This is a genomic window from Loktanella agnita (assembly GCF_046640325.1).
GTDB classification, from domain to species: domain Bacteria; phylum Pseudomonadota; class Alphaproteobacteria; order Rhodobacterales; family Rhodobacteraceae; genus Yoonia; species Yoonia agnita.
Genome location: NZ_JBJMBF010000009.1, coordinates 1 through 14451, shown reverse-complemented (window position 1 = coordinate 14451; position 14451 = coordinate 1). Strand labels below are relative to the sequence as shown.

12 protein-coding genes and 1 tRNA gene are annotated in these 14451 nt (G+C 58.0%); 12 read left to right on the top strand and 1 reads right to left on the bottom strand.

Going from position 1 to position 14451, the window contains the following annotated elements:
- The first annotated feature begins 59 nt into the window (after window positions 1-59).
- The 11 genes from ACJ5NV_RS11575 (at window position 60) to ACJ5NV_RS11525 (ending at window position 12687) form a co-directional block, all read left to right on the top strand.
- Complete coding sequence (locus ACJ5NV_RS11575) at window positions 60-488, top strand: universal stress protein (protein WP_411643868.1); 429 nt, start codon at window positions 60-62, stop codon at window positions 486-488.
- A 23-nt stretch (window positions 489-511) separates the two neighbouring features.
- Window positions 512-2155 carry a BCCT family transporter gene (locus ACJ5NV_RS11570; RefSeq protein ID WP_411643866.1) on the top strand — a complete coding sequence of 548 codons (1644 nt, stop codon included), beginning with the start codon at window positions 512-514 and terminating at the stop codon, window positions 2153-2155.
- 70 nt (window positions 2156-2225) lie between these two features.
- Window positions 2226-3443: an aminotransferase class V-fold PLP-dependent enzyme gene (locus ACJ5NV_RS11565; protein WP_411643865.1), complete on the top strand. Its 1218-nt coding sequence runs from the start codon at window positions 2226-2228 to the stop codon at window positions 3441-3443.
- A 21-nt stretch (window positions 3444-3464) separates the two neighbouring features.
- Window positions 3465-4883: a cryptochrome/photolyase family protein gene (locus ACJ5NV_RS11560; protein ID WP_411643864.1), complete on the top strand. Its 1419-nt coding sequence runs from the start codon at window positions 3465-3467 to the stop codon at window positions 4881-4883.
- 124 nt (window positions 4884-5007) lie between these two features.
- Window positions 5008-6216 (top strand): class I SAM-dependent methyltransferase, encoded by a 1209-nt coding sequence (locus ACJ5NV_RS11555; RefSeq protein ID WP_411643863.1) that lies wholly within the window; start codon window positions 5008-5010, stop codon window positions 6214-6216.
- Between the two features lie 37 nt (window positions 6217-6253).
- Window positions 6254-6694 (top strand): TrgA family protein, encoded by a 441-nt coding sequence (locus ACJ5NV_RS11550; RefSeq protein ID WP_411643861.1) that lies wholly within the window; start codon window positions 6254-6256, stop codon window positions 6692-6694.
- A gap of 4 nt (window positions 6695-6698) precedes the next feature.
- Entirely contained in the window at window positions 6699-7814 is a 1116-nt protein-coding gene (locus ACJ5NV_RS11545) for a gamma-glutamylcyclotransferase (RefSeq protein WP_411643859.1), read from the top strand.
- 53 nt (window positions 7815-7867) lie between these two features.
- Window positions 7868-8899 carry a cysteine synthase A gene (locus tag ACJ5NV_RS11540; protein ID WP_411643858.1) on the top strand — a complete coding sequence of 344 codons (1032 nt, stop codon included), beginning with the start codon at window positions 7868-7870 and terminating at the stop codon, window positions 8897-8899.
- Window positions 8896-11322, top strand: coding sequence for a mechanosensitive ion channel family protein (locus tag ACJ5NV_RS11535; RefSeq protein WP_411643856.1), 2427 nt, complete (start codon window positions 8896-8898; stop codon window positions 11320-11322). The genes ACJ5NV_RS11540 and ACJ5NV_RS11535 overlap by 4 nt, the downstream gene beginning before the upstream one ends.
- On the top strand, window positions 11319-12035 hold the full coding sequence (locus ACJ5NV_RS11530; protein WP_411643855.1) for an alanyl-tRNA editing protein: 717 nt from the start codon (window positions 11319-11321) through the stop codon (window positions 12033-12035). The genes ACJ5NV_RS11535 and ACJ5NV_RS11530 overlap by 4 nt, the downstream gene beginning before the upstream one ends.
- 4 nt (window positions 12036-12039) lie before the next feature.
- A complete protein-coding gene (locus tag ACJ5NV_RS11525) occupies window positions 12040-12687 on the top strand; it encodes a M35 family metallo-endopeptidase (protein ID WP_411643853.1) in 648 nt (215 codons plus the stop codon).
- Window positions 12688-12695: 8 nt separating this feature from the next.
- Here ACJ5NV_RS11525 and ACJ5NV_RS11520 read toward each other — a convergent pair whose 3' ends face one another.
- Window positions 12696-13850, bottom strand: coding sequence for an AI-2E family transporter (locus ACJ5NV_RS11520; RefSeq protein ID WP_411643852.1), 1155 nt, complete (start codon window positions 13848-13850; stop codon window positions 12696-12698).
- 128 nt (window positions 13851-13978) lie between these two features.
- Between ACJ5NV_RS11520 and ACJ5NV_RS11515 the strand changes: the two genes are divergently transcribed.
- Window positions 13979-14068, top strand: a tRNA-Ser gene (locus ACJ5NV_RS11515).
- Window positions 14069-14451: the final 383 nt, after the last annotated feature.

Genomic DNA, 14451 nt, shown 5'->3' with positions numbered 1-14451 from the left:
TCGATCCCACCAATGTGGCGTGGTCGCCAGGAACCTGCACGCCACAACAGGAGGAAGACATGTTTAGCAAAATCATGGTGCCAGTCGATCTGGCCCATCGCGAGAAATTGCGCGCGGCGATTGATGTCACCGCTGAACTTGCCCGTACTTACGGAGCAGAGGTTTGTTATGTGGGCGTGACCACATCGGCACCCAGCTCTGTCGCGCATACGCCTGATGAATATGGTGCGAAGCTTGCCGCCTTTGCGCAGGAACAGGCCGCCGCACATGGCGAGACGGCCAGTTCCCATGTGATCGTCTCGCATGATCCGACTGCCGATCTTGACCGTGATCTGGTCAAAGCGGTCACCGAAGTTGGCGCTGATCTGGTGGTCATGGCGACTCATGTGCCCAGTGTCACCGATCTGATCTGGCCGTCCAATGGCGGGCGGCTGGCAACCCATACGGATGTTTCTGTGTTCCTCGTTCGTGCTGACGCCGCAAAGTAACCATTAATACAAGGAGGCCGCATATGGCCGATGAAGTACCCAATACGGGGATCCCTTTACCGGAGGGAAGCTCTGACATTATCCAGACCGATTATGAAATCGGGCAGGACAATTTCGAGGCGCAGGTTGGACCGTTCGGTCTGGATATTCACAACCCGGTTTTTCTGATTTCGGGGCTGAGCATCGTGCTTTTCGTCTTTTACGCGCTGGTGTTTCAAGAGCAGGCGTCAGAGGTATTTGGCGCATTGCGCCCTTGGCTGACCAGAACGTTTGACTGGTTCTTTCTGAGTGCCGCCAACGTCTTTGTCCTGTTCTGTCTGGTGCTGATCGTGACCCCGTATGGGAATGTCCGTCTTGGTGGGGCAGAGGCGTCGCCGGATTATACCTATCTGGGTTGGTTTGCGATGCTGTTTGCCGCAGGCATGGGCATCGGGCTTATGTTCTTTGGTGTGCTTGAACCGGTCTATCACATGGCGATTTCCGAACCGCTGGGCGTGCCTGCACCGTTCGATGCTGATGGCAATGTCATCGCGGCGAATGTGGATGCCGCGCGCGAGATGGGGCTGGCGGCCACGATCTATCACTGGGGTCTGCACCCTTGGGCGATCTATGCGATTGTTGCGCTGGCGCTGGCTTTGTTCAGCTATAACAAAGGCTTGCCGCTGACTATTCGTTCGGCCTTTTACCCGATCTTTGGCGAACGTGTCTGGGGCTGGACCGGCCATATCATCGACACGCTTGCGGTGTTTGCTACGCTGTTCGGTTTGGCCACGTCATTGGGCTTTGGCGCGCAGCAGGCTGCAGCCGGGCTGGAATTCGTCTATGGCATTCCGAACACGATCAATGTGCAGGTGCTGTTGATTACCGGGATTACGGCGGTTGCCTTAGTGTCGGTGCTGCGTGGGCTAGATGGCGGGGTTAAGGTTCTGTCCGAGCTCAACATGGGTCTGGCCGCGCTGCTGCTGATCTTTGTACTGCTGGTCGGGCCGACGCTGGCGATTCTGACCGGATTTGGCGAAGGTCTGATCGCCTATGTCAGGGATGTTGTGCCGCTGTCTAATCCGGTTGGCCGCGAGGATGACGGATATCGTCAGGGCTGGACCGCATTCTATTGGGCGTGGTGGATCAGCTGGTCACCTTTTGTGGGCATGTTCATCGCCCGAGTCAGCCGGGGCCGGACCGTGCGCGAATTCATCGTTTGCGTGTTGTTAATCCCGTCGCTGGTTTGCGTGCTTTGGATGGCCGTTTTCGGTGGCACCGCGATTGATCAGGTCTTTGCCTCGCCTGAGACAAGCCTTGTGAAAGCCAATGTGATCGACAGCTACAGCCCGGAGCTGAGCCTGTTTGGCATGCTGGCCGATCTGCCCTTCGCGGCGGTGACATCGACGTTGGGCATCATCCTTGTGGTGGTGTTCTTTGTGACGTCATCTGACTCTGGTTCGCTGGTGATCGACACGATTACCGCCGGGGGCAAGGTGGACGCGCCGGTGCCGCAGCGGGTGTTCTGGTGTATCTTCGAAGGAGCGGTCGCCATCGTTCTGTTGCTGGGCGGTGGCCTTGGGGCGTTGCAGGCAATGGTGATTTCGACCGGTCTGCCGTTTACCCTTGTTCTGCTGCTGATGTGCTGGGCGATCTTTAAGGGTCTGCAAAGCGAACGCCGCGCCTGAGCTGGATCAAAACTGTAATCAGACGCCCCGGTGCTTGCGCATCGGGGCGTTTGCGTTTCAACTCTCCATTATGAAATATGATATTGCATGGGTCCGGGCCCAATTTCCCGCTTTTGAACAGTCGTCCTTGCAGGGTCAGGCGTTTTTTGAAAATGCTGGCGGGTCATACACCTGCCGTCAGGTGATTGACCGCATGAACCGCTTTTATACCCAGCGAAAGGTGCAGCCCTACGCCCCCTATGAGTCGTCCCGGCTGGGTGGCGCTGAAATGGACGAGGCGCGCAGCCGTCTGGCCGCCATGCTGGGTGTTGCGACGCATGAGCTGTCTTTTGGTCCGTCTACGACGCAGAATACCTACGTACTGGCGCAGGCCGTGCGCCGTTGGATCAAGCCGGGCCAAAGCATCATTGTCACCAATCAGGATCACGAGGCCAATAGCGGCCCATGGCGCAGGTTGGCCGAGGAGGGGATCACGATCCGCGAATGGCAGATTGATCCAGAGACCGGCGCGCTGAACCCGGATGATCTTGCCGACATGCTGGACGATGATGTGGCGCTGGTTTGTTTTCCCCATTGTTCCAATGTTGTGGGCGCGCTCAACGATGTGGCGGCGATCACCGCCCTCGCGCAGGACGCGGGCGCGCGTGTTGTGGTGGATGGTGTTTCCTACGCGCCGCATGGGTTGCCGGATGTGGGCGCGTTGGGCTGTGATGTCTATTTGTTCAGCGCCTACAAAACCTATGGCCCGCATCAGGGGATCATGGTGATCCGCGAAGACTGGGGGATGGAACTGCCCAATCAGGCGCATCATTTCAACGGGGACACGCTGTATAAACGCTTTACCCCCGCCGGACCGGATCATGCGCAGGTGGCTGCAAGTGCCGGTATGGCGGATTACTTTGATGCTTTGTCGCAGCACCATGGCGGCGGTACCGGACCAGAGGCCGCTCGTAAAGCGCATGATCTGATGCGCGCACATGAGGTCACTTTGCTGCAACCACTACTGGATTATGCCAGCGCAAAGAATTCAGTCCGGCTGATCGGCCCTTCTGATGCGGTTCAGCGCGCACCGACTGTGGCGCTGGCGTTGGAAGGCGATGCCGCAGAGGTTGCGGAACAGCTTGTGCCCCATGGCATCATGGCAGGCGGTGGCGATTTCTATGCGCAGCGTGCCTTGCAGGCGATGGGTGTTGATCTGGACAGAGGCGTGCTGCGGGTCAGTTTCGTACATTACACCGAAAAGGCAGAGGTTGACGCATTGATTACGGCGCTAGATCAGGTTCTATAACTGGCCCGCCATGGAGGCGTCATGCGTAAATCCCCTGTTATCATGTGGTTCCGCCGCGATCTGCGTCTTGGCGATCATCAGGCGCTGACGGCTGCCTGCGACAGCGGGCACCCGGTGATCCCGGTTTTTATCCATGATGAGGTGGTGGAAAGCCACGGCGCTGCGCCCAAGTTTCGGCTGGGTTTGTCATTGGCTGATCTGGCACAATCGCTGGAGGATAAGGGCAGCCGCCTGATCCTGCGCCGGGGCGAGGCACTGGGCGTTTTGCGTGATCTGATCCGCGAGACCGGGGCAGGGGCGGTTTATTGGTCGCGGCTTTATGATCCTGACAGCAAGGCGCGGGACATGGTTGTGAAAAGCGCGCTGAAGGATGATGGCGTGGACGCGCAGAGCTTTGCAGGGCACGTGTTGTTTGAGCCATGGAGTGTGGAAACCAAGACGGGTGGGTTCTACAAGGTCTTTACCCCGATGTGGAAGTCAGTGCGCAGTCGTGATTTGGCTGGTACCCTGCCGACACCGGGCGATATTCCCGCGCCGGAAAGCTGGCCGCAGTCAGATAATCTGGAAGACTGGCAGATGGACGCGCCGATGCAGCGCGGGGCAGAGATCCTGCGTGGCTATTGCACCGTTGGGGAAACTGCCGCCTCGCATCGGCTCGGCGCGTTCATGGCGCATCGTGTGTCTGACTACTCCAAGAACCGCGACCTGCCCGGCGTCGATGGTACCTCTGGCTTATCAGAGAACCTGACCTATGGCGAAATCAGTCCGCGTTCCTGCTGGCACGCCGGATGGCGCGCGCTGCACGACGGGAAATCCGATGCAGAGGTGTTCCTGAAAGAACTGGTCTGGCGCGAGTTTGCCTATCATCTGGCGCATCACACCCCGCGCATCACCTCTGACAATTGGAAGGAAGACTGGGACGCCTTCCCCTGGAACACCGATGAACGGCTGGCAGAGGTCAAGGCATGGAAGCAGGGGCGGACGGGTATCCCCTTTGTCGATGCGGCGATGCGCGAAATGTATGTGACGGGCACGATGCATAACCGGGGCCGGATGATTGTGGCATCTTATCTGACCAAACATCTGATGTGCCACTGGCAGATCGGGCTGGATTGGTTTGCTGACTGCCTGATCGACTGGGATCCGTGCAGTAACGCGATGGGTTGGCAATGGTCGGCCGGGTCCGGCCCGGATGCGACGCCCTATTTCAGGGTCTTCAATCCGGTCACGCAGTTGGACAAGTTCGATAAAGGTCGCAACTACGCCAAACGCTGGCTGGCAGAGCCATATGACGCCCCGACCGACACGGCACTTTCCTATTTCACGATGATCCCGCGCCAATGGAATATGGCGTCGGATAATCCCTATCCTGATCCGGTGGTAACTGTTGATGCAGGGCGCAAGCGTGCGCTTGACGCCTATGAAAACCGGGATTTTTGATGGAAACGTTAACGGCACAGGTTTTTTTGAACCTTTTCCGTGACTTCAACGTATCAAATATTAACTTCAACACGAAAGCGTCGCGTGGCCGATCAGCCGCCGCCAGCGCATACAGGAACGATTTATGATTTTGACTTCTACCGATGGGCAGGCGCGTTTGCCACGCTACTTCAAAGCTGTGTTTGATACGTTGCAGTCGATGAAACGCGGCAGGATTGATGTGATCCTGCCCGATGGGCGGCATTTTCGGGCGGAAGGTCCTGAGCCGGGGTATGTGGCCGAAGTGCACGTGCATAACGATGATGTGTTTGCCCGTACGATCCGCGAAGGTGATCTGGGTTTTTGTGAGGCCTATATGGATGGCTGGTGGAGTACGCCTGATTTGATGGCCTTTATGGATCTGGTCCATGATGATGCCGAAGACATGTATGATGGTTTTCCGGGGCAATTCCTTGTCCGCTTTTACGAACAGATGCGGTTCTGGATGCAGAGGAACTCCAAAGCGCAGGCGCGTAAGAACATCAGCTATCACTACGATTTGGGCAATGATTTCTATAGCTTGTGGTTGGATGATACGATGACCTATTCATCGGCAAAATTCGACACCGGCCAGCAAAGTCTGGAGGCTGCGCAGATCGAAAAATACAAAAGTATGGTCGATCAGATGGGCGCAAAGCCCGGCGATCATGTGCTGGAAATCGGCTGCGGCTGGGGTGGATTTGCCGAATATGCAGCACGCGAACGTGGGCTGAATGTCACCGGGCTGACTATCAGCCGCGAACAACATGATTTCGCTGTCGACCGGATCGCGCGTGCTGGCCTGTCCGACAAGGTACAGATCAAGATGCAGGATTACCGCGATGAGACCGGCACATATGACGGGATCGCAAGCATAGAAATGTTCGAAGCGGTGGGCGAAAAATACTGGCCGGTCTATTTTGACACCCTGCGCGAACGGCTGAAACCGGGCAAACACGCAACACTTCAGATCATCACCGTCGCTGACCGGCGCTGGCAGGTTTACAAGCGCGGGGTCGATTTCATCCAGAAATATATCTTTCCGGGCGGTATGCTGCCAAGCCCGAGCATCCTGCGCCAAGAGGTTGAAAAGGCTGGATTAAAGGTGAAAACTTCAATTGAATTCGGCGAAAGTTACAGCCAGACGCTGCGTCGCTGGCATGAGACGTTCAATGACAAATGGGATGATGTGGCAGCGCACGGCTTTGACGATCGGTTCCGGCGCATGTGGAACTTTTATCTGACCTCTTGCGCGGGCAGTTTTCATAGCGGAAACTGCGACGTAACGCAGATTACCGTGACGCGGGCCGCCTGAAACGAGCCTGCGCGCGTCAACAAGAGGACGCAGTGACATGCCAACCGCAGGGCGGCTCGCCGGGGCCATTATCTTCGCATTGTTTTTCTGGTATATTGCCGGGCTGATGACGCCGTTCTTCCCTGAAGAACGACCGCCATCAATGTTGGTACCCGCATCGGTGGCCCTTGGTATCTTCTTGGGGTGGCGCATGGTGGGCGGCAGGGCCGGGCATGGTTATAATGCTGCCATCGGTATCGGTTTGACTGCTGGTGCATCTTATGCCTTTTGGATTTTGTTCGGCATGGCGTTCGACCAAATGTGGAAAAATGCTTGGCGCCGTCTTTATGACGGCCCGATGGAAGCCGTTGCGGATATATTCAGCCTGATGATCGAATATGGTCAGGATTTTGCCAGTTTCAACCTGATTGCCAATCTGTTGATTGGTGCTGTGATTTGTGCCTGGGTGACAGAGTATTTCGGTCAGAAGTACCCCTAAGCTTATGGATCTGTTCACCTACGGCACGTTGATGGCCCCGGAACTGATGCGCGCAGTGGCGGGCGCGGGCCCGCTTGATCCCGTGCCCGCGACGCTGCGCGACCATATCGTTCGCCCCGTCTCCCATGATGTTTTCCCCGTCATTACACCGCAAAAAGAGGCTGTGGTCGAAGGTATCCTGTGGCGTGGGCTGACATCTGATCAAATCGCACGCGTAGATCTTTATGAAACGCCGTTTGGGTACAGCCCGGAAGAGCTCGCTATAACCGTGAGTGGGGGCGATATCATGGCCCGCTGTTACATGCCTCTGTCGGAAAATCTGCCTAAAGAAGGTATCTGGTCGTTCGACGATTGGGCCGCCGCGCATTTGCAGCCGTCGATCTATGCCGCCCAAGAACTATACGCCCACCGTCCCTTGCCCGATCCGGGCGCGTTGCGCCGCATGTGGCCAATGATTGAATCGCGGGCGTGGTCGCGGCATCGGGCGACTGTCGCGCCAAGCGCGCTGCGTCACGATGCGGTGCCGGGTGATATGCGTATCGTCGCAGAGCGCCCGCCGCATGGGTCGTTCTTTCGGTTGCAGGGTGTGGATGTGACGCATCGGCGTTTTGATGGTCAACGCTCACATGTGCTGGTACGCGAGGTTTTTCTGGGCGTCGATGCGGTGATCCTGCTGCCCTATGACCCGGTCCGCGACAAGGTGCTGCTGGTCGAGCAGGTGCGCATGGGACCCGCGGCGCGCCGTGATCCGAACCCTTGGATGCTGGAACCGATTGCCGGGATCGTCGATGCCCGCGAAACACCCGAAGACGCGGCCCATCGCGAGGCGGCGGAAGAGGCAGAGCTGACCCTGCGCCATGTGGAAAAGGTGAGCGCATTTTATTGCTCGCCCGGATCATCGACCGATTATTTCTATACCTATGTCGGGCTTTGCGATTTGCCGGGCAGCACGGCCTATCTGGGTGGGCTGGAAGAAGAGGGCGAGGATATCCGCCTGCATCCGATCAGTTTTGATCGCGCGATGGAACTGGCCGATACCGGCGAGATTGCCACCGGCCCGCTGCTTTTCCTGCTCAACTGGCTTGCACGGCACCGTGACCGCCTGCGCGCGATGGCTTGATGTCCCGCAGGCGCAGTCCTACACAGGGGGCGATAGAATGAAAGGCCGCCCTGATGACGATCCGTAACGATCTTGCCGACGCTGTTGGAAATACCCCGCTGATCAAGCTGCGCGCCGCGTCCGATGCGACAGGCTGCACAATTCTGGGCAAGGCAGAGTTTTTGAACCCCGGCCAGTCGGTTAAGGATCGCGCGGCGCTTTACATCATCAAGGACGCCATCGCGCGGGGTGATTTGAAACCCGGCGGAACCATTGTTGAAGGGACGGCAGGCAATACAGGCATCGGTCTGGCGCTTGTCGGTGCCTCTATGGGGTTCAAGACGGTGATTGTCATTCCTGAAACCCAGAGTCAGGAAAAGAAGGACATGCTGCGCCTGGCAGGGGCGGAACTGGTCGAAGTGCCCGCCGCGCCATACCGCAATCCGAACAATTTCGTACGCTATTCCGAAAGGCTGGCGAACACGCTGAACGAGACTTTGCCGAACGGCGCGATCTGGGCGAACCAGTTTGACAATGTCGCCAACCGGCAGGCACATGTGGAAACCACCGGCCCCGAAATCTGGGAACAAACTAATGGCAAGGTCGATGGCTTTATCTGCGCTGTTGGCTCTGGCGGGACTTTGGCAGGTATCGCTACGGCGTTGCAGGACAAAGGTGTGAAGATCGGATTGGCCGATCCCGATGGTGCTGCGCTTTATTCGTTTTACACAACGGGCGAGTTGAAGTCAGAAGGCGGGTCAATCGCCGAAGGGATCGGGCAAGGCCGGATTACCAAGAACCTTGAAGGGCTCAAGCCGGATTATTGCTATAATATCAGCGATGAAGAGGCCGTTCCTATTGTTTTTGACCTGCTGCAAAACGAAGGTCTGTGCATGGGGGGGTCCACCGGTATTAACATCGCAGGTGCCATCCGCATGGCGCGCGATATGGGACCCGGTCATACGATTGTGACGATCCTGTGCGACTATGGCACGCGGTATCAGTCAAAGCTGTTCAACCCTGATTTCATGCGCGAAAAAGGTTTGCCGGTGCCAGATTGGCTGGAAAGTAAAACAGTACTTCCCGCCGTTTTCGAGGCCGAATGATCCGCAGTCTTTTACTTTGTCTGGGGCTGGTGACGCTGATTGCCGGTTGGCCTGCGCTGTCGGATGCGCAGGTACTGAATGAGCTGTTTGGCGGCGCCGCAGAAGATGCGGCAGCTGAGGAAACGCCGCCTGAAGCGACGACCGAAACTGAGACAACCCAATCGCCCGCCGCCGAGGCAGAGCCGCAGGAGGTGCCACCACCGCCGGATACGGAGTGGGAACGGCTTGCCAGCCGTGCCGAACGCATGGCGATGCGCGAAGATGTGTCGCGTTTTGCCTTGAACCGCCTGCGTGCTGAATTGGTGCAATGGCGGGATCGCTTTCTTTCGGAAACCTCTGTCAATGGGGGCCGTATTGCGACGGTGAATACGCAGATTGCCGCCCTTGGTCCCGCGCCTGACAGCGGGGAGGAAGCGGAGAGTGTCGCGAACCGCCGCGCGCAGTTGGTCGCCCAACGTCTTGAATTGATTGCACCGCGCCTGCTGGCGGAAGAGGCCTATGCCCGCGCCAACGGGCTAATCGGCGAATTGGATACGCAGTTATTGCAGCGGCAGACTGGCGAGTTGACAGCGCGCGGCGCGACACCGCTTGATCCCGAACATTTGCTGGGTGCAGCGACGGCGGTTTGGAGCACGGTCCATATTGTAACGACGGAAACGGCATCGCAAGCCCGACAGAGCATCGCCGGCGAGCAGCTTATGGCGAACCTGCCACGGGCGATTTTTCTTGTGGGGCTGGCCATTGTCTTGCTCGGCATTGGCCGCCGCTGGATCACGGCACGGCGCGCCGAATTTGCCGATGGCAACAGGCCGCTTTTACCACTGTGGCTGTTTATTCTGTCGCTCGCGCAGATGGCGGTGCCTGTGGCGGGGCTTTGGGCTTTGACCACTGGATTGCAGGCCCTGCCGATTTTCGGGGTGCGCGGCAGTGACGTGATTTCGGCCATTCCCCGGGCCGGATTTCTTGTGGTCTTTGCGTGGTGGCTGGGGCGGCAGCTGTTCCCGGTGGGCATGCGTCCCGGATATCTGGGATATTGCCCCGAAACGCGGGCGACGGTCCGCCGCTATGGGTTAAGCTTGGCTTGGGTGTTGGCGATTGGTTCGCTCTTTGACGCGGCATTGCGCACGATTGAGACGAGCGCCGGCACCCGCGCGGCCATTGAATGGCCCGTGCTTGTGATCCTAGGGCTGTTGTTGTGGCGCTTGGGTCGGGCGATCCGGCAGGCCCCCACGGCCGAGGAGGGCGAGCCAGTTTCGCCGGGCCGCACACGCGGGTTCATCGGGCGGCTTTGCATCATTGTCGCCATTGCGGCGCCAACCGTGGCTGCATTTGGCTATGTTGCTGCCGGGCGCGCGCTGATGATCCCATCAATTCTGTCGCTGTCGCTAATTGGCGTCGTGATGGTGTTGCAGCGGGTCATTGCAGAGCTGGGGGCGTTTTCCGAACCCACGGAACATGACGAGGGCGGCAAAGGTGTCTTTGCCTTGCTGCCTGTGCTGGTCAGTTTCGTGCTGTATGTTGCCAGCCTGCCGATCTTTGCATTGATCTGGGGCGCGCGCGTCGATGATCTGTTGGAGGTTTGGGCCCGCTTCCGGGAAGGTTTTGCCATTGGTGACACCCGGATTTCGCCCACCGATTTCCTGACGTTCGCACTGGTATTTGCGCTGGGTTTCTTGCTGACCCGTTTTATCCAAGGCACGTTGCGCAGGACCGTGATGCCGCGCACACGTCTTGATCTGGGCGGGCAGAATGCGGTTGTCGCCGGGTTCGGTTATGTGGGTGTCATTCTGGCCGCGATTATAGCAATCACCAGTGCCGGGATTGATCTGTCGAGCCTTGCTATTGTTGCCGGTGCGCTGTCGGTCGGTATTGGTTTTGGTCTGCAAAACATCGTCTCGAATTTCGTGTCAGGGATCATCCTGCTGATTGAACGGCCTGTCAGCGAAGGCGACTGGATCGAGGTGGGCGGGCAGATGGGCTATGTCCGGTCGATCTCTGTCCGGTCAACACGGATCGAGACGTTTGACCGCACTGACGTGATTGTGCCGAATGCCGATTTGGTTAGCGGGCAGGTGACAAACTGGACCCGTGGCAACCTGATCGGGCGGGTGATCGTGCCTGTCGGTGTGGCTTATGGCACTGATGTCGATAAGGTAACCGAAATCCTGAAAGGTATCGCCGAGGCGCATCCGATGGTGTTGCTGACACCGCCCCCTTCGGTGGTCTTTCAAGGCTTTGGCGCGGATTCACTGAATTTTGAAATCCGGGCTATCCTGCGTGATGTGAATTATGTGCTCTCGACAAAGTCAGAAATGAACCATGAAATCGCCAAGAAATTCGGCGAGGCAGGTATCGAAATTCCGTTTGCGCAGCGCGATATCTGGCTGCGTAACCCTGAGGTGCTGAAAGACAAGGACACATGACAGAGCTTTTGTACCGCAATGATGCCTACTGCCGCGAAGCGACGGGCGTGGTCACGGAGATCACCTCGGAAGGGGGGATCGTGCTGGACCGCTCTGTCTTTTATCCGACCTCTGGCGGGCAGCCGGGTGACAGCGGGACATTGTCGTGGAAGGGCGGTACGCTGGATATCGCGACCGCTGTCAAAGGGCAGGGGGATGATGTTGTCCTGCTACCAGCCGAACCCGCGCCACTGCCCGCGATCGGGCAAGAGGTTTCACAAAAGCTGAATTGGGACCGGCGCTACCGTCTGATGCGGGTGCATACGGCATTACACCTTTTGTCGGTCATCATTCCGCTGCCGGTCTCTGGCGGTGCCATTGCCACGGACAAGGGCAGGCTGGATTTCAACATGCCCGACGCGCCCGAAGATAAGGCGGCGTTGGAGGATGACCTCAACCGCCTGATCGCCTGCAATATGGATGTGTCAGAGGAATGGATCACCGATGCGGAGCTCGACGCGCAGCCTGATCTGGTCAAGACAATGTCCGTTCAGCCACCGCGCGGGAGTGGTCAAATCCGGCTGATCCGGATCGGCGTTGGTCCTGAAACCGCCGACTTGCAGCCATGTGGCGGTACACATGTGGCCAATACCGAAGAGATTGGCCGCGTCCGGCTAGGCAAGATTGAAAAGAAGGGGCGCCAGAACCGTCGCGTCTATCTGCATCTGGAGTAGTATCATGAAATCCGCCGTGGTTGTTTGTTTTGTCGTCTCGATTTTCGCCGCACCGGCGATGGCGCAGGTTTTTGAAGACTGCAACAAAGAGCAAGAGCTGACCCTTGACGCGGCCATGCGAAACGCCAAGGAATTGACCCTGAAAGCCGCCACTGCCGTCGGCGACACAGCGGAATACGACCGCTGGTTCGGCACCTATTCCGCCAGTAACGCCGAACAGGTCCGCGCCACGCTCAAATCAGTTGTATCTGCGATCCGGGGCGGCGGGGTGACGGCGCAATGCCACACGGTGGGCGAGGATGGCTGTAATGCAGGCGAATATGCTTGGGTCTATCCGCATGAACCGTTCTTGATGCATATCTGCCCGTCTTTCTTCAACCTGCCAGCGCTGACGACGCTTCAGCCGGGGACGCGCCGCAGCGACAACGGAACGCGCGAAGGGACGGTGGTGCACGAGCTATCGCATTTCTTGTCGGTCGCAAATACCGACGATCATTGCTATTCGCGCAGCGAATGTGCTGATATGGCAAGCTACAACCCGCGCCATGCCATTGAGAACGCAGACAGTTTTCAATATTTCACCGAAGACGTGACCTATTATGCGCGGCAGCCGGTCAGCGGCAAGCCCGCAGCGGCGGCCCCTGCACGCTGAATCGCGCCTTATTCTGATTGATCTGGGCGCAGCTCTTGTCCGAAAAGATCCCGGTCAATCGGTTGATTCAGCATTTTTTCGGACTCTGGCAGCCCTTCACGTGACAAAAGGATTGCAAAGGGCCGCAGGTTGGGCACATGGCTGCACACGACCAGCAGCATCACCATGATCGGCACCGACAGGAACATGCCCGGAACGCCCCAGACTGCCCCCCAGAAGGCCAGTGACAGGATGATCCCGAAAGACGACAGGCGCAGCGCGCGTCCCATTAGCATCGGATCAATTACGCTGCCGTTGATGAACTGGATCACGCCTGCAATCGCGAAGATTGCCAATGTCGTTGTCGGGTCGCCAATCTGTACATGGGCCACCAGCGCGATCAGTGCCGTCGCGACGATAGAGCCGATATTCGGGATGAAGTTCAGCACAAAGGTAATGATGCCGATAGAGGTCGCCAGTTCCAGCTGGAACGCCTTGGCCAGCACATAAATCATTGCCCCGGTGATCGCGCTGATCAGCGTTTTGACCAGCAGGTAATAGTTCACCCGGTGGATGATCGACTGGATAATCCTGCCAACCCGTTCCGCCTGATCCGCATCACCAAAGAAATTGTTCAGCTTGGTTTGAAACCAGATGCGCTCTGCAAAGAGAAAACCGACGAATAGAATCACCAGCACAGTGGCTTGGGTCAGGCCGCTGGCCTGGCTCGCGGCGCTGCGCAGATAGCCCGAGACTTCGATAGATTGCAGCGCGTTCAGGATCGCTCTTTGGCTATCCTCGCCCAGAAAACTGAAAAGTGACGCCACTGCAGAGGGGGCGCGTTCAGTATAGGACAACGTGGTGACCAGCACCGTGTTCACCTGCGCCAACAGGATCGAGGTCAGCGTAATCAATGCCAGCGCGATCAACAGCATCGCCGCGACGCTGGCCAGCGCATTCGGAATGCGAAACGGCCCGACCCGCTGCCGCGCGATGAAGCTGATCACATCGCTCGTCAGGCTGAAAAGGATGATGGCCGTCGCCAGCGAAATCAGGATGAACCGGGCTTGCACAAGCAGGAAAAGCACCACCGCAAAGGCGATGATGACAAGGGCCCCGGTCTGCAAACGATTTGTGTCACTGCGCTTGTCGGCGGCAGTGGCGGGTGATGGTTCATACAACATGGCGCGCCGGGCCCTCGGTTTTGTAGGTTCAGATATAGGGCAGGGCGCAGGGCAGGGCAAACAGGTGTCACAAACATCTGGATGGGGTCTTGCAAAAGGGGGGCGGATGCGGCTAAACCGCGCTCCACGGACAGGTGGCCGAGTGGTCGAAGGCGCACGCCTGGAAAGTGTGTAGGCGGGAGACCGTCTCCAGGGTTCGAATCCCTGTCTGTCCGCCAGATACCCCACATAAAGCATTGTTTTTAAACACAAATCCGCGTTAGCGCGATTTCTGTTCCCCCTTTTGCTCCCCGTTATGGAATCTGTGCTTTTGGTAGGTTCCCGGGTCTAGCGGGGGCGTCGCGGCTTGGTCGGGCGCGCGCTGATTCACCTCATGACAAAACCGACAATACTGACAAAACCCCGGTTTGGGGGAGTAATGTCAGTTTTGTCGGTTTTGTCGCCGGGGTCCGGTGCAGGTCTAGCGACCTGCTGTCTGGTGGATCGCGGGGTTGACGGCGAACATGCGCGAGGGTCGTCCGCCTTGTTGTCCGATGGTCGGCGCGATGGGCTGGATCACGTCGCCATCTTCCAGCAAGGTCAGCGCGGGATTGAGCTGGGC